Source organism: Streptacidiphilus sp. BW17, assembly GCF_041262485.1.
GTDB lineage: Bacteria > Actinomycetota > Actinomycetes > Streptomycetales > Streptomycetaceae > Streptacidiphilus.
Window position 1 is genome coordinate 20,420 of the sequence record NZ_JBGCCR010000034.1, and the last position, 22,106, is coordinate 42,525.

Here is a 22,106-nt window from a genome sequence, read left to right on the forward strand (position 1 = left end):
GTTCTCGTCACCTCCGGGTGCTGGGCGCCGAGTCCGCCGCAGGAGCGGTCTCGGGCAGTTCGCTGACCAGGTCCTCGGCCGTCGTCATGCCCGCGCGCCAGACCGAGCGGGCGACGATCTTGCTGGGGTCGACCCGGGAGCGGTAGCGGCCGGCGACCTCGCGGCACTCCTCCATCAGGCCCTCGTTGAGCGTGGTCGGGTTCAGGCCGAGGGCGAGGAACTGGTCGTTGCGGACGTTGAGTTCGTTCTCGTCGGCCTCGCGCCGCGGATTGGGCAGGTGCGCGACGGGCACGCCGGTGAGCGAGCCGACCAGCTTGGCCAGGTCGCGCACCCGGTGGCTCTCGGTGATCTGGTTGAAGACCTTGGGCTTCTCGCCGGCGGCGGGCGGGTTCTCCAGGGCGATCTCGATACATCGCACGGTGTCGCGGATGTGGATGAACGCGCGGGTCTGCCCGCCGCTGCCGTGGACGGTGAGCGGGTGCCCGACGGCGGCCTGCATCAGGAAGCGGTTGAGTACGGTGCCGTAGTCGCCGTCGTAGTCGAAGCGGTTGATCAGCCGCTCGTCGCGGGCGGTCTGCGCGGTCTGGGTGCCCCAGACGATGCCCTGGTGCAGGTCGGTGATGCGCAGCTGGTCGTTGGCCGCGTAGAAGGCGAACATCAACTGGTCGAGCGTCTTGGTGAGGTGGTAGACGGAGCCGGGGCTGGCGGGGTGCAGGATCTCGCGCTCCACATCGCCGTCGGGCGTGGGGACCTTGACGGTCAGATAGCCCTCGGGGATCGGCGCGCTCCCGGACCAGCCGTAGCCGTAGACGCCCATGGTGCCCAGGTGGACCAGGGCCGCGTCGGTCCCGGAGTGGACCAGCGCGGAGAGCAGGTTGTGGGTGGCCCGGACGTTGTTGTCGATCGTGTAGCGCTTGGACGTGGTCGACCGCATCGAGTACGGCGCCGCCCGCTGCTCGGCGAAGTGGACGATCGCGTCGGGACGCAGGGCCGACAGCAGCGCGGTGAGGCGCTCGGCCTCGTTGGCCAGGTCGAGCCGGACGAAGCCGATCTCCTTGCCGGACACCTGGCGCCACACCCGCAGCCGCTCGCCGATCGGCCGGATCGGGGTCAGCGAATCGACCTCCAGCTCCAGGTCGATGGCGCGTCGGCTGAGGTTGTCGACGATGGTGACGTCGTGCCCGCGGTCGGACAGATGGAGCGCTGTCGGCCAGCCGCAGAATCCGTCCCCGCCAAGAATGAGCACATGCATGTGCGCGCACCTCCATGAAATACGGATGGAACACGAACGCAATACAGGGGAGAAATATCGAGGCAAGACACGCCTGGTGCTCTCGCCGTTTTGGTGCACGGCCGAGGAAATTACCGCCGCAGCTCGGCCGGCCACGGTGGACGCTGCGGAATGGCGTCCGGAGGCACGATGACGAGGCGGCCTCTTGTACCGGCCAGTACGGACTCTGGCACAAGATCTGTGTCATGTCCAGCGCACAAGATTTTTTGAACCCGCTGGTCATCCTGTCACCACTCTTGAAAGAGGCACTGTCTGTAACAAGCGGGCTGTGGACCTGCAGTGACGCACTGTCATCCACATCGAGTGCCATGCTGCGGCCGAAGTTCCGCCATGGCGATCTCACAGGAAACTCCACACATGATTTTCCGGTGTATCGGAAAAGGCCCGATGATTCGCCCGGGGTAAAGTAAAGGATCAGGTAAGAACGACCCATTCGGCATTGCCTCACGGTGCAGTTCAAAGGTTTCACTTGGGAAGGCGAAAGGAGGGCTCCCATGGCTCGAAGTGCCGCCTCGGAAGAGAATTCCGACCCGCTCCCGCTCATCGCCCCGCCCTCAGCACCCCCTGCAGCACCCCCCGCCCCGCCGGCTGATCTGCGCGCGCTCGCCGAGTCCGCCGCAGTGCTGCTGGAGGATGCCGACGCGGCCGACGTCATCGCCTGGGCCCGCCGTGAGTTCGGAACCGGGCTGGTCGTCGCGTCCTCCATGGCCGACACCCACCTGGTCCACCTCGCCCAGAGCGTCGCGCCCGGCATCGACGTGCTCTTCCTCGACACTGGCTACCACTTCGCCGAGACCATCGGCACAAGGGACGCCGTCGCCACCGTCTACGACGTCAACGTCGTCACCATGACGCCGCATCAGACCGTCGCCGAGCAGGCGCTGACCTACGGCGCGCACCTCTACCAGCGCGATCCGGACCGCTGCTGCGCGCTGCGCAAGGTCGAGCCGCTGGAGCGCGGACTCCGGCCCTACCGCGCCTGGATCACCGGGATGCGCCGCGAGGACGCACGCACCCGCGCCGGCATGCGCGTGGTCGAGTACGACAAGGCCCGCGACAAGATCACCGTCGCGCCGCTCGCACGCTGGACCCAGCAGGACGTGGACGCCTATGTGACCCGCCATCAGGTCCTGGTCAACCCGCTGCTGTACGACGGCTACACCTCCATCGGCTGCGCCCCCTGCACCAGAAGGCCCAGCCCCGGCGCCGACCCGCGCTCGGGCCGCTGGGCCGGATCGTCCAAGACCGAATGCGGGCTGCGTCAGCAGCCGGGAAGGCAGTGAACGATGAGGGACCTCGCACCCACCGGACCGGGGACCGCACTCGGGACCGCAGCCCCGCCCACCCGACAGAGACCACGCCTCTCCCACCTCGACGTGCTGGAGTCCGAGGCGGCCCACATCATCCGCGAGAGCGCGGCTCAGTTCGAACGTCCGGCGCTGCTCTTCTCCGGCGGCAAGGACTCCATGGTCATGCTGTACGTGGCGCTCAAGGCCTTCCGGCCCGCGCCGCTGCCGTTCGGGCTGCTGCACGTGGACACCGGCCACAACTTCCCCGAGGTGCTGGACTTCCGCGACCGCGTCGTCGCCGAGCACGGCCTGCGGCTCACGGTGGCCAGGGTCGAGGACTACCTCGCCGACGGCCGCCTGACCGAGCGTCCCGACGGCACCCGCAACCCGCTGCAGACCGTGCCGCTGCTCGACGCGGTGACCCGCGGCCGGCACGACGCGCTCTTCGGCGGCGGCCGACGCGACGAGGAGAAGGCGCGCGCCAAGGAGCGGGTCTTCTCGGTACGCGACGAGTTCGGCGCCTGGGACCCGCGCCGTCAGCGCCCGGAGCTGTGGTCGCTCTACAACGGCCGCCACCGCCCCGGCGAGCACCTGCGCGTCTTCCCGCTCTCCAACTGGACCGAGCTGGACGTGTGGCAGTACATCGTCCGGGAGAAGGTCGACCTGCCGTCGATCTACTACGCCCACGAGCGGGACGTCTTCCGGCGCAACGGCATGTGGCTGACCGCGGGGGAGTGGGGCGGCCCGAAGAACGACGAGCCCGTCGAGCGGCGGAGCGTGCGCTACCGCACCGTCGGCGACATGTCCTGCACCGGCGCGGTGGAGTCCGACGCCGCCGACCCGGACCAGGTCATCGCCGAGATCGCCGCCTCCCGGCTCACCGAGCGCGGCGAGACCCGCGCCGACGACCAGCTCTCCGAGGCCGCCATGGAGGACCGCAAGCGCGAGGGGTACTTCTGATGGACCTGCCCCCGCTCACCCGCACGCCCCTCACCCGTACGCCGGTGGCCACAGACCCCGACGGCTTCGACAGGCCCGACGGCCCCGACGGTCCAGGCGCACCGGCGACGCTGCTGCGGCTGGCCACCGCCGGGTCCGTGGACGACGGCAAGTCGACCCTGGTCGGTCGACTGCTCCACGACAGCCACGCGGTGCTGGCCGACCAGCTCGCCGCCGTCGCCCGCGCCTCCCGCGAACGCGGACTGGCCGCCGCCGACCTGGCGCTGCTGACCGACGGCCTGCGCGCCGAACGCGAGCAGGGCATCACCATCGACGTCGCCCACCGCTACTTCGCCACCGCCCGCCGGCGGTTCATCCTCGCCGACACCCCCGGGCACGTGCAGTACACCCGCAACATGGTCACCGGCGCGTCCACCGCCGACCTCGCCGTGGTGCTGGTCGACGCGCGCGGCCGGGTCCGCGAGCAGACGCGCCGTCACCTCGCGGTCGCCGCACTGCTGCGGGTCCCGCGTCTGGTGCTGGCCGTCAACAAGATGGACCTGGTCGGCCACGCCGAGCCGGTCTTCGCCGCCGTCGCCCTGGAGTGCGCGGGCTACGCCGCCGAGCTGGGCGTCCGCGACCTGCTGGCGATCCCGATCAGCGCCCTGAACGGTGACAACGTCGTGCACCCCTCCGCGTCGATGGACTGGTACAGCGGTCCGACGCTGCTCGAACACCTCGAATCCGTCGAGGTCGACGAGGACCCGCAGCGCCTGCCGATGCGTTTCCCGGTCCAGTGTGTCGTGCGGGCGCCGGAGTCCGGCTCGCTGCACGGCACCAGTGTCTCCGGTGTCTCCAGTGAATCCGGTGTCTCCAGCGGCTATCGCGGCTATGCCGGACGCGTCGCCAGCGGCGTGGTTCGGCTGGGCGACCCGGTCGTCGTGCTGCCGTCCGGGCGGACCTCGACGGTCGTCGGCATCGACCGGATGGACCAGGAGAACGCCGAACTCGCGGTCGCTGACCAGTCGGTGACGCTGCGTCTGGCCGACGACCTGGACGTGGGCCGGGGCGACCTGATAGCCCCGGTCGACTGCGCGCCGCCGGTCGGCCGCGAGTTCACCGCGACCGTATGCCACCTCGACGCGCGACCGCTGCGAGCGGGGGACCAGGTGCTGCTGCGGCAGCAGACCGCCCTGGTGCGCGCCGTGGTCCGCTCGCTGGACGCCCGGCTCGATCTGACCACCCTCGCGGCCCTGCCCGTGCCGACCGCGCTGGAGGCCAACGACATCGGGCAGATCACCCTGGCCACGGCCGAGGCGCTGCCGTTGGACGAGTACCGGGACAACCGGCGCACGGGCGCGTTCCTGCTGATCGACCCAGCCGACGGCAGCACGTTGACGGCGGGCATGGTCGGCGGCCTCGTACCGGGAGGGCGGCCATGACCAGCACGACCGTGACCGGCAGCCGCGGCCTATCCGTCGTGCCCGTGCCCGTGCGCGTGCCCGTGCCCGCGCTGCTGCTCGGCCTGTTCGCCCTGTTGTGCGCCGCCCTCTCCGGCTGCACGCAGGATGCGGCGGCCGCGCCGGGCCCCGCCGTGGCGCTGCGGCTCGGCTACCTGGCGGACATCACCCACGCCACCCCGCTGATCGGCCTCCAGAACGGGATCTACGCCCGCGACCTGGGGGAGACCCGGCTGACCCCGCAGGTCTTCGGGGCCGGCCCGGACGAGATGACCGCCCTGCTCGGCGGCCACCTCGACGCCGCCTACGTCGGGCCGTCCTCTGCGCTCAACGCCTATATGCGCAGCCACGGTGAGGCGCTGCGCATCGTCGCCGGAGCAACGCTCGGCGGCGCGGAACTGGTCGTGCGTCCCGGTATCACCAGCGCGTCCCAGCTGCGCGGCCGGACCCTCGCCACCCCGCAGCTCGGCAACACCCAGGACGTGGCGCTGCGCTACTGGCTGCTCCAGCAGGGCTTCCACACCGACCCGAGCGGCAGCGGCGACGTCGCCGTCGTCCCCGAGAGCAACGCCACCACGCTGGAGCAGTTCCGCGCCGGTCGGATCGACGGAGCGTGGGTGCCCGAGCCGTGGGCCTCGCGGATGGTGCTCGAAGGCGGCGGGCACGTGCTGGTCGACGAGCGCTCGCTGTGGCCCGGCGGCCGGTTCGCCACCACCGACCTGGTCGTCGCGACCTCGTTCCTGAACGCTCATCCGCAGACCGTCACCGCGCTGCTGACCGCTCAACTGGACACCCAGGCCTGGATCACCGCTCACCCGGCGACAGCTCGGACGGACGTCGGCAAGGCCCTCACCGCGGCGACCGGCGCCACCCTCCAACCGGCCGAACTCGCCCGAGCCTGGGCCGCGTTGACCCTGAGCGACGACCCGGTGGTCAGCGACCTGCCGGCGCTGGCCGCGCACGCCGCCGCCGTCGGGCTGGGCTCGGACGACGGCAGCGGTGCCGCCGCCTCGGTGTCCGGCATCTACGCGCTCGGTCCGCTCGACACGCTCCTCGCCGCGCGCGGCGAACCCACGCCCGCTTCATCCTGACTGTCCGTCACTTTCGACCCGTACGCGCCGGAGGGACCCTCGTGAGCAGTCCGCCCCAGACCGCGCCGACCAGACCGGCGCCGTCCGTGACCGTGCCCCCGCCCGCCGTGCCGCCGCCCGTCGTGCGGTTGACCGCGGTCGGCAAGACCTTCGGCCGTCCCGGAGCGACGGCCGCGCCCGTGTTGGAGGACATCGACCTGACCGTGCCGTCCGGCGGCTTCACCTGCGTCATCGGGGCGTCGGGCTGCGGCAAGTCGACGTTGCTGCACCTGATCGCGCAGCTGGCCGAGCCCAGCAGCGGGACCGTCGAGGTGGCCGGCGGGCATGCGGCGCTGATGTTCCAGGAGTCGGCGCTGTTCCCGTGGCTCACGGCCGGGCGCAACGTCGAACTCGCGCTGCGCCTGCGTGGCCTGCGTGGCCGGGCGGAGCGCCGGGCCGAGGCCGAGCGGCTCCTCACCCTGGTCCGGCTGGACGGCGCCCACCCGAAGCCGGTGCACGAGCTGTCCGGCGGCATGCGTCAACGCGTCGCGCTGGCCAGGGCGTTGGCCCAGCAGAGCAGCGTGCTGCTGATGGACGAGCCCTTCGCCGCGCTCGACGCGATCACCCGCGACGTGCTCCACGAGGAGCTGGTCCGGATCTGGCAGCAGACCGGCTGTGCCGTCGTCTTCGTCACCCACAACGTCCGCGAGGCCGTCCGGCTGGGACGCGAAGTGGTGCTGCTCTCCTCCCGCCCCGGCCGGATCACCGGACGCTGGACCGTCCCGGTCCCGCAGCCGCGCCGGATCGAGGACGCCGAGGTTGCTGGCCTCGCCGCCGAGATCACCGACCACCTGCGCCAGGAGATCAGCCGCCATGGCCGCGCCTGACAGCGGGACCGACACCGTGCCGGATGCCGCGCCGGACACCGTCCTCGTCGAGGCCGGTCTCGACGCGCTGGAGGCGCAACCCCGGCCGCGCCGGAGCGGGTTGACCGTGCTGCGCGACCGTGTACTGCCGCCCGTGCTCGGCCTCGCGCTGGTCCTCGGCGCGTGGCAGCTGGTGTGGGCGTCCGCCGTCGAACCCGACTGGGTGCTGCCGAGCCCCGTCGAGGTCGGCCAGAGCCTGCTGGGCGCGGCGGGCCAGGGGGAGGTCTGGCCGAGCATCGGTCAGAGCGTGCTGCGCGGCGTGCTCGGGTTCGCCGTGTCCGTGGCCGTCGGCACCGTGCTGGGCCTGCTGGTCGGACGGCTCCGGCCGTTGCGTCTGACAGTCGGGCCGGTGCTGGCGGGACTGCAGAGCCTGCCCTCGGTGGCGTGGGTCCCGCCCGCGATCATGTTCTTCGGCGTTACCCCGGCCGCCCTCTACAGCGTGGTCCTGCTCGGTGCGATCCCGTCGATCGCGCTGGGACTGGTCTCCGGACTGGACCAGGTACCGCCGCTCTTCCTGCTGGTCGGCCGAAACCTCGGCGCCCGTCGGCTCACCTCGGTCCGGCATGTGCTGCTGCCCGCCGCGCTGGCGGGCTATGTCAGCGGCCTCAAGCAGGGCTGGGCCTTCGCGTGGCGCTCGCTGATGGCGGCCGAGATCATCGCCGTCTCGCCCGCGCTGGGCCCGGGCCTGGGTCGGCTGCTGAAACAGGCTCAGGACGCGGGGGACATGCGGCTCGCCTTCTGCGCCATCGCGCTGATCCTGGTCGTCGGCGTCATCGTGAACCTGCTCGTCTTCGCCCCCATGGAACGCCGCGTGCTCCGTGCCCGTGGCCTCACCGCCCCCGGCCGCTGAGCCGCAGGCAGAAACTCCATACACCCAAGGACTCCTGGCACTCCACGCGAAAGGAATCGTCGGCCGATGCCGAGCACCACCAGTCGCGACACCCTGGCCGCGCTCGTTCTGGAGGCGCTGCTCCTGCTGCTGGTCACCCGCTGGCCACTGGCACGGCGCTTCGACGACAGCGACCGAGGCAGCGGCCGGATCGTCGAACTCCCGTCCGTACGGCGGCCGTCGGTCCCGCGCGTCGTCGCGTTCCTGGTGGTCGGCGCGGCCGTCAGCACCGCCATCATCGCGCTGCGGCACCCGCAACTGCTCCAGGCCTACGACTCCCTGGTCGCCGACACGCTCAACGCGACCGCACGCGACCCGCACCAGGCCCTCGTCTACGCCCAGACGCTCCCACCGCTGCTGCCCGCCGCCGTCGTCGGGTACCTGCTGACGCTGGCCGTCGTGCTGCCCGCCAGCCTCGGACGCAGGCTGATGATCCTGGCGCACGCGCCGCTCTTCGTCGCGTTGTCCGTGCTCGCCGAGTGCTTCACCGCGCTGCTCGGTGCCACCACCGGCATGCCGCTCGCGCCCGCGCCGCTGATCGCCCTCGCGCTCCAATCCACCCTCGGCTACCTGCTGATCTTCCGGCTCACCTTCACCACCTACCGGCTGCCCTCGATCACACCGTTGCGCTCCCTGCGACGCGGTGCGGACTGGCACGACAACCTTGTGCTGGCGTTCTGCCTGCTCGCCTCGCTCAGCGCGGTGACCGCCCTCGCGCTGGTCCTGATCCAGCATGTCGGCAACCACCCGCTGACGGTGTTCCTGATCCTCGCCAGCCTGCGCTCCTGCGTCACCGACCTCACCTTCGTGCTGCTCACCCTGGTGCGCGCGGTCGGCGGACGCATCGCGCGTCCCGGCCCGGAGCGGCCCCCGCTCGACGTCATCATCCCCGCGTACAACGAGGCCGCCGGGATCGAGCGGCTGCTGCGCTCCATCGACCGCGCGGCGGGGGAGTACGGCGGACCGGTGCACGTCGTGCTCTGCGACGACGGGTCCACCGACGACACCCGCGCGCTGGCCCAGGCCGCCGTCGCCGCCTGGCGGTACGCGACGGGCGAGGTGATCCAGGGTCAGCACGGCGGCAAGGCCAAGGCACTGAACCTGGCGCTGGCCCGCTGCACGGCGGAGTTCGTCTTCCGCGTCGACGCCGACTGCGCGCTGGACCCGGGCTCCTTCGCGGGTGCCATCCCGCACTTCCTCGCCGATCCGCGCGTGGGCACCGTCGGCGTGCTACCGCTGCCCAAGGAGCCCTACAGCACCTGGATCGACCGGATGCGCGCCATGGAGCAGCTGTTCACCTACGGTTTCTGCCTATCCGCGCTCAGCGAGGTCGACGCCGTGCCGTGCATTCCCGGCACCTTCTGCGCCTTCCGGCGGGAGCCGGCGGTCGAGCTGGGCGGCTTCGTGCACGGGATGTTCGGTGAGGACGCCGAGTTCACCTGCGCGCTGGCCAGGATGGGCTGGCGGGCGGTGGTCGCCCCGCAGACCATCTCCTACGAGGACGTGCCGGCCAGTGTCGGCCAGCTGCGGGTGCAGCGGTTCCGGTGGGGGCTCGGCGGCATGATGAACTTCAGCCGGTTCACGCCGTTCGGGCAGGGCGCGCCCGGAACGCGCTTCTGGTTCGAGCTGCCGCGCAGCGCGGGCACCCGGATGACCTCGCCGGTGCACTTCTTCGTGCTGATCCTGGCCTTGGTCTACGGCGTGCTCCAGCCGCAGCCGCAGCACAACGTCGCGCGCTTCGCGGTGGTGTTCGTGCTCGCGCAGATCCCCGCGCTGCTGCCCAGGGTCGCGGCGATCATCTACTACCGCCGCACCCGCCTGCTGCTGTGGCTGCCACTGTGGTTGCCCTTCACGTTCCTCAAGCGCGTCTTCCAGCTGGAGTCCGCCCTGGCCTGCGGCACCCGGCCCGTCGGCCTTCCGCTGGCGTTCCGTCAACTTCGGCGCAGCCGACGTCCGGTGGGGGCGGCAGCGGGGAGGGCAGGGGGGACGGCGGTCGCCGGAGCGGCACCGGACAAGTGAGAGGATCCGAACACTGGTCCGAGTTCAGACAAGACAGCTGCTGCTCCACCGCAAGAGAGCTGCTCCACTGCAAGAGAGCTGCTCCACCGCACGACAGGCGATCCACTGGAGGACTCCATCGCATGAAGCTCACCACCCGCGCCGCCCGGATCCCACTGCTGCTGGGCACAGCCCTGCTCCTTGCTGCCGTGGCCGGTTGCAGCTCCGACCACGGCAGCAAGGGGGCGACGGGGACACCCGCGCCGCCGAGCGGTACGACCGGCACGAGCACGGCCCCGGCCGCCGGCGGCAGCGGCGCGCTGTCCTGGATCGTCAGCGGCCAGACGCTGACGCGCATGATCGCCGTGGACGGAACCTCCGCCGCGAAGGTGTTCGACACCCCCACCACCTACGTGCTCACCGAGGCCAAGCACTGGGACGTGCCCGCGGGGTGGAACAGCACGCCCACCGCCGATTTCACCAGCTACAGCGCCCTGCGCACCGCGATCCGACACCACACCCTCGACCCGCGCATCCGTGCCGTGCTCTACGACAACGAGCACTGGTCGCTGACCCCGTCCGTCGAGCAGTCGAACCCGGCCCACTATGACCAACTGGCCGCCCAGCTCGTCCACAACGACCACCTGCAGTTCCTCGCCTCCCCGGCCACCGACCTTGCGACCGTGCTGGAGCCGAACTCGACCGGCGGCAGCTTCGACGCGATGCTCGCCAGCGGCCTGTTCGGGCAGATCGCGCCGTACACGGACGTGCTCGACATCCAGAGCCAGGGTGCCGAGCCGTCTTCCACGCGGTTCGCCTCCTACGTGCGTGCCGCCGCCGCGCAGGCGCGCGCCGCCAACCCGCACATCCAGGTCCTGGCCGGGATCAGCACCAACCCGTCCGGCCAGTCCGTGACCGCTGCCGGGATCGAACGCGCCGCCCGGTCGGTTGGCTCCTCCGTCGACGGCTACTGGCTCAACGATCCCGCCGAAGGAACCGCCTGCCCGCGCTGCGCCGGTCCCCTCCCGCAGACGGCACTTGCCGTCGCGAGCAACCTCTCCGGGTCGACCGGCCTCGCCGGGGCGGCGCCGACTTCATGACACCGCATCACCATCGCTGGAAGGACCCACCATGACAGACGTGTCACCCGACCGTGATCCACTCGCCAAGCCCCTCACGCGCCGCCGCAGCCTCACCCTCGGAGCGGTCGGCGCGGTCGGCGCGGGCCTGGGGTTAGTCGCCACCAGCGCGACGCCCGCGGCAGCCGCGACCCGGGAAGCCGCTACATCTCGTGCCGCCGCTACATCTCGTGCCGCCGCTACATCTCGTGCGGCCACTCGTTCCACCACTACATCTCGTGCCGTCACGTCTCGTGCCGGCACGTCCACCGTGTTCGACGTGACGACGTACGGCGCGCTCGGCGACGGGCACACCGACGACACCGCCGCGATCCAGAAGGCGCTCACCGCGGCGGGCGCGGTCGCGGGCTCGGAGGTCTACTTCCCGCCCGCGCCCGGCGGTTGCTACCGCACCTCCGGGGTCACCGTCCCCGGCGGCGTCGCCACGCTGTCCGGCTCCAGCACCCTCCAGGACTCGAACGCGCCCACCGTGGCCAAGCTGACCGGTTCCGTCCTCGCACCGCTGACCGCGACCACCGCGGCCCTGCTCACCGTCGGCGTCTCCGGCAACGGCAGCGTCGTCGACACCAACCCGCACGGACTGACCGTCGACGGGATCGGCTTCCTCGGCACCGCGCCCGGCGGCGGCGCCGTCGTCGGCCTGTGGGGAGCGACGGTCGTCGACACCTCCGACGTCACCTTCATCAACTGTCGTGACCTGTACTGCGGTTCGCCCGCCTTCAGCGGCTACCCGACGGGCGGCGACCCGGACGGCACCGGGGGGTTCCTCCGGTTCCTCTCCTCCGGGACGGACAACTTCTTCGCCGTCAACGGCCGCGTCCTGTCCTCTTCCTCCTACGGCGCGGGCACCTTCGTGCTGGCCGACGGCCTCTCCACCACCTACCCGGGCGGCGGCAGCACCGACGGACGGGTCAGCGGCTGCCAGGTCAACGGGCACAACCACGGCGTCCAGCTGGGCCCGGTGGTGGCGGGTGCGGGTGGCTGGTCCATCGCCGACTGCCACTTCTCCTCAGCCGAGGGGTCCAGCCACATCACCTACGGCATGGCGGGCACCCCGTGGACGCTGCGCGTCGAGGGCTGTTACTTCGACCTGGTCGCGATCGTCCACATCGACTGCCACGGCCGCGGGCTCCAGGCGGTCGGCAACTACTTCCGGGCGCTCGGTGGCCTGACCGCCGTCTCCTTCGGCAGTGAGCTCGCCACCGCCGGACGCGACCCGGGCGCGCTGCTGACGGGCAACGTCCTGGACCTGAACGGTTCCACCGCGACGGCCTGCTTCGCGCACTTCCTCGGCTTCACCGCTGCCGTGCTGACCGCTCACGGCGGCGGCCAGTACAGCGGCAACCTGGTGCACAACCACGGTGCGGCGATGCCGAAGAGCTGGGTGGGCCAGTACATGGACAACGCCCACAAGCCCGTCAGCAAGGCGTCCACCGCCCAACTCGACCTGACGGCGGGTCCGGTGCTCTCCGCCTGAGTCAGACCGCCGAGAGCCTCGCCTGGCTGCCTCACGCCTCCGGGCGTCCCGGTTGAGCCGGAGCCGGAGCCGAGGCCGGGGCCGAAGCCGGGGCCGGAGGCCAGGCGTGCGGCGCGAGCACGCCCTTGACGTAGGCGCGGGCGATCAGCGCCGTGCGGTTGGCCACGCCCCAGCGTCGGGACAGCCGGGTGAGGTGGTAGTTGACCCCGTCCGCTGTCAGGCCCACCTCGGTGGCGATCCGGGCGCTGGTGAGACCGGTCGCGGCCAGCGCGAGGATCCGCGACTCCATCGCGCCGGCCTCGGCGGGCCCGTTCTGCTGCGGCGGGGCGGTCGGCTTCGTGTCGCCGTCGGCGTGGAGGAAGAGCAGCAGGTTGGGCACGGCGTCCGGCGTGTCGCGGATCAGGTCGATCGTCAGTTCGCCGTGCCGCTCCGCGCCGGAGCCGCTGGTCCAGGAGACCGCGATCGGATAACGGGCGCTGCGGCGCAGGCGCAGAGCCTGGATGATCCGGTCGAACCGCTCCGCACCGGTGGGGTGGAAGAGCTCCTGGGCGTTGCGACCGACCAGACGGCCCGGAAGGGTGCCCCACTCGACGGCCATCGGATGGTTGGCCGCGAGGATCCAGCCCCTCGCGTCGCAGAAGGCGAGCGGCAGCGGGACCCGGTCGAAGAGGACCGCGGTGCGGTTGCGCCAGAGGACCGCCGTCTCGGTGTCCGGCACGTTGCGGCGGGCTTTCTCCGCACCGTCCGGCTGCTGTGCGGGGTCGTGCACGGGGGCTCCCGTCGGTCGGCTTGTTCCGGGCACAGGGCGATCGGGAGGGCAAGATCGCCGGGAGTGAATCCACTACAGGAAATTGTAGTGCCCCTGCGCCCGGGGTGCTGTGCGCGGCGCAAGAGTGGAGGTGATCCGCAGCGGGGGCGAGAGCCCTGAATTCCCCGATATCGGAGGGAAGTTCACCTCATGACCACAACCCGGCCCATCCAGTCGGAAACGAGCAGCGCTTTCGGTGGGGTACCCGTCGTCGACGTGTCCGAGACCGGACCTGGCGCGGTGCCCCTGCTCCAGATGATGGAGCTGGCCCGGCGTCACGGCCCCGCCTACGTCCGCCGCCTGCACGGTCGGGACGTGCTCCTCGTCAGCGGGCTCGACCTGGTCACCGAACTGGCGGACGAGCAGCGGTTCACCAAGTCGGTCGGCCCGGCGCTGGAGAACGTGCGAGCGTTCACCGGCGACGGCCTCTTCACCGCCTACAACGACGAGCCGAACTGGGCCCGCGCGCACGACATCCTGATGCCCGCCTTCGCCCTCGGCTCGATGCGCACATACCACCCGGTGATGCTCCAGGTCGCGCACCGGCTCATCGACTCCTGGGACCGCCACGCCGCCGCCGGCGCCCCGGTGGAGGTGGCCGAGGACACCACCCGGATGACGCTGGACACCATCGGCCTGGCCGGCTTCGGCTTCGACTTCGACTCGTTCGGCCGCACCGAGCCGCACCCCTTCGTCAGCGCGATGGTGCGCTCGCTGGAGTGGGCGATGCACCGCCTGGCCCGTGTCCCCGGGGTCGACTACAGCGAGGCCGACGCGGCCCTGCGGGTGGACGCCGCGTACCTGGCCGAGGTCGTCGACCAGGTGATCGCCACCCGCACGGGTGACCGGGCTGCCGGTACAGGTGCCACCAGTACAGATGCCACCGGTACAGATGCCCATGAGGACCTGCTCTCCCTGATGCTCGACACGGTCCACCCGGTCGACGGCACCACGCTGGACCTGGAGAACGTCCGCAACCAGGTGATCACCTTCCTGATCGCCGGGCACGAGACCACCTCCGGGACGCTCGCGTTCGCCCTCTACCACCTGGCCAAGAACCCCGCCGCGCTGCGGCTCGTGCAGCGCGAGGTGGACGAGCTGTGGGGCGACCAGGCGGACCCGGAGCCGACCTTCGAGGACGTCGGCCGCCTGCGGATGACCCGTCAGGTCCTGAACGAGACGCTGCGGCTGTGGCCCGCGGCCCCCGGCTTCGGTCGGCAGGCGCGCCAGGACACGCTGCTCGGGGGATGGATCCCGCTGCGCGCCGGGCAGAGCGTCCAGGTCATCTCGCCGATGCTGCACCGCGACCCGGCCTGGGGCGACAACCCGGAGTCCTTCGACCCGTTCCGGTTCACCCCCGAGGCGGAGGCGGCCCGCTCCCCGCACGCGTTCAAGCCCTTCGGTACCGGTGAGCGCGCGTGCATCGGGCGGCAGTTCGCGCTGCACGAGGCGACCATGCTGCTCGCCATGCTGGTCCACCGGTACCGGCTGATCGACCACGCCGACTACCGGCTGACGATCAAGCAGAGCCTGACCATCAAGCCGCACGACTTCACGCTCACCCTCCTCCCGCGCACCCCGGCCGACCGCGCGCTGGTCCGCGCCGCCCTGCCGAGCAGCACCCGGCCGAGCAGCACCCGGCCGAGCAGCACCCGTTCGAGCAGCGGCGCGGCCTCGGACCAGGACGGCGTCGGCGCGACGGCGCGTCCCTCCGGGCCCACCCGCGTGCGCCAGGGCACCGGCGTCCTGCTGCTGCACGGGTCCAACTACGGCACCTGCCGGGACTTCGCCGCCCGTCTCGGCGACGCTGCGGCCGAACTGGGCTGCGACACCTCCGTCGCGCCGCTCGACGCCCACGCCGACGGTCTGCCCACCGGCCGGCCGGTGATCGTCTGCGCCGCCTCCTACAACGGCCGTCCCACCGACGACGCGGCCGCGTTCGTCCAGTGGCTGGAGACCGCCGCGCCGGGTGCCGCTGACGGCGTCCGTTACGCCGTGCTCGGCGTCGGCGACCGCAACTGGTCCGCGACCTACCAGCGCATCCCTACCCTGGTCGACGATCGGCTCGCCGCCCTCGGAGCCACCCGGATCCTGCCGCGCGCCGAGGCCGACGCCTCCGCCGACCTGTCCGGCGCCGTCGAGGAGTTCACCGGGGCGCTGCGCGCCGCGCTGCTGGAGCAGTACGGCGACCCGGACACAGTCGGCCGCGGGGCTTCCGTCGGGGTGCCTTCCGGGACCGGCCAGACTGGCACCGACCAGACCGGGACCGGCTACACCGTCACCGAGATCAGCGGTGGCCCGCTCGACGCGCTGGCCGCACGTCACGGCATGACCGCGATGACCGTCACCACGGCAGAGCACCTGAGCCGGGCCGACTATCCGCGCGTCAAGCGCCTGGTCCGGCTGGCGCTGCCGGAGGGCGTCGACTACCGCACGGGCGATCACCTCTCCGTACTCCCCGCCAACGCGCCTGGTCTCGTCGACCGCGTCGCCGAGTTGATGGGTGCCGACCTCGACACCGTGCTGAGCATCGTTCCGCCCCGGCAGCGCCGAGACGGTCTCGCAGTCGACCGGCCGCTGACGGTCAGGGAGCTGCTGACCCATCACGTCGAGCTCCAGCACCGCCCGACGGCACGTCAACTGTCCCGGCTCGCCGAGCTCAACCCCTGCCCGCCCGAGCAGGCCACGCTGCGCGCCCTCGCCGCCGATCCGGCGGCGGACCCGCGCACCCTGCTGGACGTCGTCGAGGACCACCCCGCCCTGCGCGAGGTGCTGACCTGGCCACTGTTGCTGGAGCTGTTGCCCGCGCGGCGCCCCCGCCACTACTCGATCTCCTCCTCGCCCGCCCGCGACCCGCGCCATGTAGACCTGATGGTCTCCCTGCTCGAAGCCCCGGCCCGCTCGGGACGCGGCCTCCACCGGGGCACCGGCTCCGGCTACCTCAACAACGTCGGGGTCGGGGACACCGTCGTCGCCCGAATCCAGCCCTGCCGCGAGGCCTTCCGGATCGACCACGCCGCGTCGTCCCCGGTCATCATGATCGCCGCCGGTACCGGTCTGGCCCCGTTCCGCGGCGCGATCGCCGACCGGCGCGCGCGCCTTGAGGGCGGTGACGAACTGGCCTCGGCGCTCTGCTACTTCGGCTGTGACGCCCCGGACGCCGACTTCCTGCACGCCGCGGAGCTCACAGCGGCTGAGCAGGCGGGCGCGGTCTCGATGCGTCCGGCGTTCAGCGAAGCCCCGGTCGACGGCCGCCGCTTCGTCCAGGACCGCATCACCGCCGAGGCGGATGAGGTCTGGGAGCTGCTGGAGTCGGGTGCCTCGGTCTACGTCTGCGGCGACGGCGCCCGCATGGCACCGGGGGTACGCGCTGCCTTCCAGAGCATCCACCGCGAGCGGGTGAGTAGTTCGCGTCCCGAGGACGCTGAAGCCTGGCTCCAGCAACTGATCGCCGACGGCCGCTACGTCGAGGACGTCTACGGCGGCTGACCCACACCGGCCGTGCAGCCCACTGTCACTACCGGCGGGGCTGCACGGCAGTCGCTATCGAGCCCTACTGGCGGTGGGGGTAGCGGGTGTTGGGTGGGGGTGGGGTGTCGGGTGGTGGGACGGCTCGGGGTCGGCCGCTCTTCATCTGTAGTTCCCAGCCGGTGTGGTGGAGATCGGTGTGGTGTTCGTTGCAGAGCAGGGCGAGGTTGTCCAGCCCCGTCTCGCCGCCGTCGGCCCAGTGGACCAGATGGTGCGCCTCGCACCAGGTGGGTGGCCGGTCGCAGCCGGGCCACACGCAGTGGCGGTCCCGGGCGATGACCGCGTCCCGCAGGTGCGCGGGAACAGTACGGGTGGCCCGGCCGATCGACAGCGGCTTGTCCTGGCCTCGGGTGAGGATGACGCGGAGCTGGCAGTCGCAGGACTCCTTGCGGGCCTGCCAGGCGGGAAGCTGGTAGCCGCGCGTCGTGGTCGCCGCCGCCTTCGGGCGCAGCAGCCCCGCCAGCTCATCCGTCTCGTCGGTGGCGAGGACCGGGTGGGTGGGGCAGGTGGTGCGCAGGGCGTCGAGGTCGGCGATCAGGGTCAGGTGGGGACGCTGCCCGCCCGTGGTGGGGAGCTTGTCCGAACCCAGCGCGAGATCGGTGACGGCTTCGAGGGCGTCGCCCATCCGCTCGGAATGCGTCCGGGTCTCGCCCTCGACGGGGGCGCCCATCGCCGCCTCCAGGGCGACCCGCAGCTTCTCCCCCGCCACCGGCGACAGCTCCCCCGACAGGACCCAGAAGGGCCGGTCACTGGTGCCGGTCGCGGAGAGCTTGACCCAGGACTGGAACACCGCCGGAACCTCAGCAGCGTCCGTGTCCTGCTCAGGGATCAGGTGGGCGTGGATCTGCTTCGCGGCCTGGCGGACGTGCGCGAGGTGGAGCTTCGGGGTCTGCTCCACCATCAGCACCTCCGCCGCGTGACGCGCGGCGACATCGTCGATGGGGGCGAGCTCCTTCGCGAGGATCTCGACCTGGTCCGTGGACAGGACGCCATCGGCCTGCGCCTGACGCACCGTCGGCAACTTGTCCAAGTCCCGCGCCAGATTCACCAGGCGGTTCGCGTGACCCTGCGCCATCTGCGCATGCGTCCGCAGGAAACCCTTCGTCGAACGACACCGCACCGCCGTCGCACCACCCACGCGATCGAACACCGCGAGACGGCGCAGCTTCTGCGCGTCCAACATCTCCGTCACACGCTCAAGCGCCAGGAACTGCTCCGCGAGGAAATCCACACCCGCACCCAGCAGCGCGTCATCACCCTCATCCGCAAGCGCCGTCAACAACTCCCGAGCACACCCCGGAAGAGTCCGCAACGGATCCACGAACCGCGCCTGACGCGAAGAGGAAGGAGTACCCGAGACGAACCGGGAACCCGCCGCATCCCGCGGCAGACCCAGCCAGTCATCACCAGCCGGAGAAGGAGAAGGAATTGAGGGGTTACGGGGATCCGAACCAGAAGACGAACCCTGGGACTCCGGGGACCCACCCCACCCATGGACGCCATCTCCGTCTTCACACCCGCCCCCGAACATCGAGGCGTCCATAGAACAATTATCAAGCCACAACCCCACCCAAGACCATGGCCCATCAGGACTATCTTCCGAACACGAACGAGTTAGTCATTCCGTTCGATTTCCAAGCGACCCCGGCCTGCTGTAAAGGCTTCCTTGACACGCTGGCGGCGTAAAGGCATCCTTGACACATGGACGAATCTCCGCGAACCCTCGCCGCCCTGAGCGCCTTGCTCGCTGAGCAGTCCTCGGTCCTCGCCCAGGCGGTGGGGAGCCCGTTGGCGTCGCCTGCGTACCTGGACCTGGTCCAACGCGCTCGGGACGTCGACAGCCTCGCGGAGCAGGTGCTCAAGCTGTGCGTGCAGCAGAGCCGAGATGCCGGACATACCTGGCAGGAGATCGGAGACCTGCTCGGGGTCACCCGGCAGGCGGCCTTCCAGCGCTTCGGCAAGCCGATCGACCCCCGGACGGGAGAACCCATGGACAAGACGGTGCGCATGACGAACGCGGCAGAACGCGCCGTCACCATCGCCACGGCCGTCCTCGAAGGACGCATGGACGACGCCCGGAAATCGTTCAACGCCCAAGTCCTGGAGGCATTCACGGACGAGGTCCGGGGCAACGGTCTGGCGACGGTCGCCGGCCTCGTCGGAGCCTTCGAGGGATTCGGCGAGGGCGAGCCGTTCGTCCGCCGCGTCGGTGACCACACGGTCGTCGACATTCCGCTGCGCTACGAGGCCGGCGACATGAAGGCCCGCGTCGCGTTCGACGCAGACGAGAAGGTTGCCGGGATCTTCATCCTCACCCCTGAAACCCCGTGAAACACCGCTCCATAGAGCAACTGGCTGAATATCAGGAGACATAGATGGGCGTGAACACGGTCGCCTACGACGACGGTCTGATCCTCTGCAACGATCAAGGAATCACCATCCGTCGCTACTACCCATGGGGATCCAAGCAGATCCCCTACGCCGCCATCAAAGGCGTCCAGACGCTCTCCCTGACCGGCCCGAACGCGATCCGCCGGTGGCGCATCTGGGGCTCGGGCGACTTCATCCACTGGTGGAACCTCGATCCGCGGCGTCCCAGGAAGGACACCGCGCTCGTCATCGACGCGGGAGGCCGCGTGCGTCCCACCATCACGCCGGACGACCCGGCTGCCGTCGCCAGGATCCTCACCGAAAGGACCAAGGGCAGGAGTTGACCACTCGTGCGCTGGTGAACAGACGGGCGTCCTCTGCTCACAACCGCTGGTAGAGCACGTGGCGGGAGCGCCGCCTTCGGGTGACGACCCCGGCGCGGTGGAGGATCTGCAGATGGTACGAGACGGTCGCCGGGCTCAGGTGGACGCGCTCTGCGATCTCCGTGGTCGAGCGGGGCTGGCTCAGCTCGGCCAGAATGGTCGCGCGTGCGGCGCCGATGAGTTCCCCTGACGGGACGGGACGTTCCTCAGGCCCCAGCGGATAGGCGATGTGCGGGGTGTGCGGGTCCGGGGCGTCCGGGAGGTCGGCGGTCTGCACCAGGGCCCGGGGAGTGAAGGCACTCGGCGTCAGGATCAGACCTTCCGCCTCGACGGTCTTGTCGAACCGCACGCCTGCGGGAAGGTGCACGGTCAGCGTTCCGTCGCGCCATTCGAGGTTGTGGGCCAGGCGGCTCAGCATGTCCGCGAGGCCGTCGCGGGCGATTGCCGTGGCCCGCGCCGCGACGTCGGCCTCCAGTCGAGCGCGGAGTGCCGGCCAGTCCGGAGCCATGGCCGCGTGCCAGAAGCGTTCCATCTCCTCCGCGAGCCGATGGGCGAGGTGGTCCTCGCCGCGCTCCAGGGTTTGCAGGAACACGCGCGGTGGCCGACGGGAGGAGCTCTCGTCCCAGACGGAGGCGCCGAACGCCGCCGACAGGTCGTAGCGGACCCGGTCCGCCGGCGTGGTCGCGACCTGGTGCAACGCCGCGTCCAGGCTCACCTGGGGGCTCTGCGGCGTGGGCCGCAGGAAGTCCGTGCCGACCGCTCCGACCACGGCCAACAGGCCCAACCGTTGTTGGACCAGAGTTTCGGTGGCGTTGGCGCGCCAGCCTGCGGTCAGCCAGCCCGGCGCGTGGTCGCGCAGGAAGAGGAGCTGCCCCGCCGGATCCAGCACGGGAATCACGAACCTGACAGATCCCAGTCCGTGATGACCCAGAACGATGCGAATCACGAGCGGCCCCCTGGCGCTGTCGCAAGCTCATTAGAAACCCATCGAATCATTCGACCGGCCCAACTGCCCTGCTGTTCCATGGAATCCGTACGGGGGAGCCGACCGGGCCGCCTTGGGCGGCGGCCCGGTCCTGCCGCTTCGCGCTCGACCGGTCCAAGTGGCATCCCGACGTCGCGGGACATGTCGGGGACGTCCGACCGGCCCGGCCGCGCGGGGGGAGGCGTCGACGGCCGGACGGGTGGACTCGTGGCGTGGTGCACGTGGGTGGGGGCGATGGGCGCGGGGTTGACGGTGATGATGCGTGGCAAGGTCACCTCATCGGAAGACTGGAACCCAAATGCCCGCCGTGCGCCGCGCCTCCGCCCGCCGACTCGTTGCCGCCCTGGTCGCCCTCACCGCCGTCGGCTCCGCAGTCGTGGCCGCGCCGTCGGTCCAGGCCGCGCCACGGCAGGCCGCCCACGCCGTCAGCCTCCGCACCACCGGCCTTCCCTCCGGCACCGCCAGGGCCGCGGACGATTGCCCGCTGGACCCCGCGCTGGTGGCGCGCCTCGACAAGGCGATCGAAGCCGTGCAGAAGGAGACCGGGACCCCCGGTGTGACCGTCGGCCTGTGGATGCCCGGCCGTGGCGACTACGTGCGGTCGTTCGGGGTGGCCGACAAGGCGACCGGTGCGCCGATGCGGCCGGACCTCTACATGCGGATCGGCAGCGAGACCAAGACCTTCACCGCCACCGCCGTGCTCGAACTGGTCGACCAGGGCCTGGTCAAGCTGGACGCCCCGATCGTCACCTACCTCCGTGGCGTCCCGGACGGACGGCACATCACCATCCGTCAGCTGCTGGAGATGCGCAGCGGTCTGTTCCCCTACACCGCGGACGCGGGCTTCCAGAAGGCCTTCTTCACCAACCCGTACCAGCCGTTCACCCCGCAGCAGCTGCTGGCGTACGGCTACCGTCACCCGAACCTCTTCGCCCCCGGGACGAAGTTCCTGTACGACAACAGCAACTACATCCTGCTCGGCCTGCTGGTGGAGAAGGTCGGCAGGATGCCGCTCGCCGACTTCATCCGCGAGCGGGTGCTCAAGCCGTCCCACCTGGACCACAGCCACTTCCCCTTCGCCGCCGAGTTTCCGAGGCCGCACGCCCACGGCTACACCAATCAGACGTTGACCGGCGCGGTCGCCGACTCGACGCACTGGAACCCCAGTTGGGGCTGGGCGGCCGGAGCGATGATCTCCGACCTGCGGGACCTGCACCTCTGGGCCAAGGACGTTGCCACCGGCACCCTGCTGTCGCCCGCCACCCAGGCGCAGCGGCTGAAGTTCGTCCCGGTGGCGGGCTTCACCGGCGGCGGGTACGGCCTGGGCCTCTTCGAGACGCACGGTTGGCGCGGCCACAACGGCTCGCTGCCCGGCTACGAGAGCGTGACGGTGTACCTGCCGCAGGAGGACGCCACGCTGGTGATCCTGCTCAACACCGACATCCTGTACAAGGGCACCGAGCCCAGCACGCTGTTCGCGCAGGCGGTCACGTCCGTCGCGACCCCGGAGAACGTCTACACGCTCCCGAACGAGGGCTGAGCGTCCGCACTCCC

General features: G+C 71.0%; 17 protein-coding genes. 13 read left to right on the forward strand and 4 right to left on the reverse strand.

All coding sequences use genetic code 11. The annotated features are described in order from the left end of the window. Positions 1–7: 7 nt before the first annotated feature. Positions 8–1,252, reverse strand: coding sequence for an NAD-dependent epimerase/dehydratase family protein (locus ABH940_RS30325; protein ID WP_370066062.1), 1,245 nt, complete (start codon positions 1,250–1,252; stop codon positions 8–10). 533 nt (positions 1,253–1,785) lie between these two features. Between ABH940_RS30325 and ABH940_RS30330 the strand changes: the two genes are divergently transcribed. From ABH940_RS30330 to ABH940_RS30370, 9 genes are all read left to right on the forward strand, one after another. Beyond that, entirely contained in the window at positions 1,786–2,574 is a 789-nt protein-coding gene (locus ABH940_RS30330) for a phosphoadenylyl-sulfate reductase (protein ID WP_370066064.1), read from the forward strand. Positions 2,575–2,577: 3 nt separating this feature from the next. Further along, positions 2,578–3,540 carry a sulfate adenylyltransferase subunit CysD gene (cysD, locus tag ABH940_RS30335; protein ID WP_370106715.1) on the forward strand — a complete coding sequence of 321 codons (963 nt, stop codon included), beginning with the start codon at positions 2,578–2,580 and terminating at the stop codon, positions 3,538–3,540. Next, entirely contained in the window at positions 3,540–4,961 is a 1,422-nt protein-coding gene (locus ABH940_RS30340; protein ID WP_370106716.1) for a sulfate adenylyltransferase subunit 1, read from the forward strand. Before cysD ends, ABH940_RS30340 begins: the two co-directional genes overlap by 1 nt. Further along, complete coding sequence (locus ABH940_RS30345) at positions 4,958–6,070, forward strand: ABC transporter substrate-binding protein (RefSeq protein WP_370106717.1); 1,113 nt, start codon at positions 4,958–4,960, stop codon at positions 6,068–6,070. Before ABH940_RS30340 ends, ABH940_RS30345 begins: the two co-directional genes overlap by 4 nt. A gap of 86 nt (positions 6,071–6,156) precedes the next feature. Then, positions 6,157–6,936: an ABC transporter ATP-binding protein gene (locus ABH940_RS30350; RefSeq protein ID WP_370106755.1), complete on the forward strand. Its 780-nt coding sequence runs from the start codon at positions 6,157–6,159 to the stop codon at positions 6,934–6,936. After that, a complete protein-coding gene (locus ABH940_RS30355) occupies positions 6,923–7,825 on the forward strand; it encodes an ABC transporter permease (protein ID WP_370066072.1) in 903 nt (300 codons plus the stop codon). The genes ABH940_RS30350 and ABH940_RS30355 overlap by 14 nt, the downstream gene beginning before the upstream one ends. Positions 7,826–7,891: 66 nt before the next feature. After that, complete coding sequence (locus tag ABH940_RS30360; RefSeq protein WP_370066074.1) at positions 7,892–9,883, forward strand: glycosyltransferase family 2 protein; 1,992 nt, start codon at positions 7,892–7,894, stop codon at positions 9,881–9,883. A 122-nt stretch (positions 9,884–10,005) separates the two neighbouring features. Beyond that, positions 10,006–10,962, forward strand: coding sequence for a hypothetical protein (locus ABH940_RS30365; RefSeq protein ID WP_370106718.1), 957 nt, complete (start codon positions 10,006–10,008; stop codon positions 10,960–10,962). A gap of 298 nt (positions 10,963–11,260) precedes the next feature. Further along, a complete protein-coding gene (locus ABH940_RS30370; RefSeq protein WP_370066078.1) occupies positions 11,261–12,478 on the forward strand; it encodes a glycosyl hydrolase family 28-related protein in 1,218 nt (405 codons plus the stop codon). Between the two features lie 31 nt (positions 12,479–12,509). Here ABH940_RS30370 and ABH940_RS30375 read toward each other — a convergent pair whose 3' ends face one another. Continuing rightward, entirely contained in the window at positions 12,510–13,247 is a 738-nt protein-coding gene (locus ABH940_RS30375) for a helix-turn-helix transcriptional regulator (protein WP_370106719.1), read from the reverse strand. Between the two features lie 189 nt (positions 13,248–13,436). On the opposite strand from ABH940_RS30375, the gene ABH940_RS30380 reads away from it, so the two are divergent. Then, positions 13,437–16,775: a bifunctional cytochrome P450/NADPH--P450 reductase gene (locus ABH940_RS30380; protein ID WP_370106720.1), complete on the forward strand. Its 3,339-nt coding sequence runs from the start codon at positions 13,437–13,439 to the stop codon at positions 16,773–16,775. 64 nt (positions 16,776–16,839) lie between these two features. On the opposite strand, the gene ABH940_RS30385 is transcribed toward ABH940_RS30380, so the two are convergent. Continuing rightward, positions 16,840–17,997, reverse strand: coding sequence for a DUF222 domain-containing protein (locus ABH940_RS30385; protein WP_370106756.1), 1,158 nt, complete (start codon positions 17,995–17,997; stop codon positions 16,840–16,842). 518 nt (positions 17,998–18,515) lie between these two features. On the opposite strand from ABH940_RS30385, the gene ABH940_RS30390 reads away from it, so the two are divergent. After that, the gene (locus tag ABH940_RS30390; protein WP_370070135.1) at positions 18,516–19,145 is read left to right on the forward strand and encodes a DUF3887 domain-containing protein; all 630 of its coding nucleotides are present in this window, start codon (positions 18,516–18,518) and stop codon (positions 19,143–19,145) included. A 44-nt stretch (positions 19,146–19,189) separates the two neighbouring features. Next, on the forward strand, positions 19,190–19,528 hold the full coding sequence (locus tag ABH940_RS30395) for a hypothetical protein (protein WP_370070133.1): 339 nt from the start codon (positions 19,190–19,192) through the stop codon (positions 19,526–19,528). A gap of 37 nt (positions 19,529–19,565) precedes the next feature. On the opposite strand, the gene ABH940_RS30400 is transcribed toward ABH940_RS30395, so the two are convergent. After that, positions 19,566–20,456 (reverse strand): winged helix-turn-helix domain-containing protein, encoded by an 891-nt coding sequence (locus ABH940_RS30400; RefSeq protein WP_370106721.1) that lies wholly within the window; start codon positions 20,454–20,456, stop codon positions 19,566–19,568. A gap of 394 nt (positions 20,457–20,850) precedes the next feature. Here ABH940_RS30400 and ABH940_RS30405 point away from each other — a divergent pair, with 394 nt between their 5' ends. After that, positions 20,851–22,092: a serine hydrolase domain-containing protein gene (locus ABH940_RS30405; RefSeq protein WP_370106722.1), complete on the forward strand. Its 1,242-nt coding sequence runs from the start codon at positions 20,851–20,853 to the stop codon at positions 22,090–22,092. The last annotated feature ends 14 nt before the right edge of the window (positions 22,093–22,106 follow it).

Coding starts and splice junctions, on each gene's coding strand:
- ABH940_RS30385 (WP_370106756.1), bottom strand. CDS start 17,997: ATGTTGGACGCGCAGAAGCTGCGCCGTCTCGCGGTGTTCGATCGCGTG.
- ABH940_RS30340 (WP_370106716.1), top strand. CDS start 3,540: ATGGACCTGCCCCCGCTCACCCGCACGCCCCTCACCCGTACGCCGGTG.
- ABH940_RS30365 (WP_370106718.1), top strand. CDS start 10,006: ATGAAGCTCACCACCCGCGCCGCCCGGATCCCACTGCTGCTGGGCACA.
- ABH940_RS30390 (WP_370070135.1), top strand. CDS start 18,516: ATGGACGAATCTCCGCGAACCCTCGCCGCCCTGAGCGCCTTGCTCGCT.
- ABH940_RS30395 (WP_370070133.1), top strand. CDS start 19,190: ATGGGCGTGAACACGGTCGCCTACGACGACGGTCTGATCCTCTGCAAC.
- ABH940_RS30380 (WP_370106720.1), top strand. CDS start 13,437: ATGACCACAACCCGGCCCATCCAGTCGGAAACGAGCAGCGCTTTCGGT.
- ABH940_RS30405 (WP_370106722.1), top strand. CDS start 20,851: ATGCCCGCCGTGCGCCGCGCCTCCGCCCGCCGACTCGTTGCCGCCCTG.
- ABH940_RS30330 (WP_370066064.1), top strand. CDS start 1,786: ATGGCTCGAAGTGCCGCCTCGGAAGAGAATTCCGACCCGCTCCCGCTC.
- ABH940_RS30355 (WP_370066072.1), top strand. CDS start 6,923: ATGGCCGCGCCTGACAGCGGGACCGACACCGTGCCGGATGCCGCGCCG.
- ABH940_RS30360 (WP_370066074.1), top strand. CDS start 7,892: ATGCCGAGCACCACCAGTCGCGACACCCTGGCCGCGCTCGTTCTGGAG.
- ABH940_RS30345 (WP_370106717.1), top strand. CDS start 4,958: ATGACCAGCACGACCGTGACCGGCAGCCGCGGCCTATCCGTCGTGCCC.
- ABH940_RS30325 (WP_370066062.1), bottom strand. CDS start 1,252: ATGCATGTGCTCATTCTTGGCGGGGACGGATTCTGCGGCTGGCCGACA.
- cysD (WP_370106715.1), top strand. CDS start 2,578: ATGAGGGACCTCGCACCCACCGGACCGGGGACCGCACTCGGGACCGCA.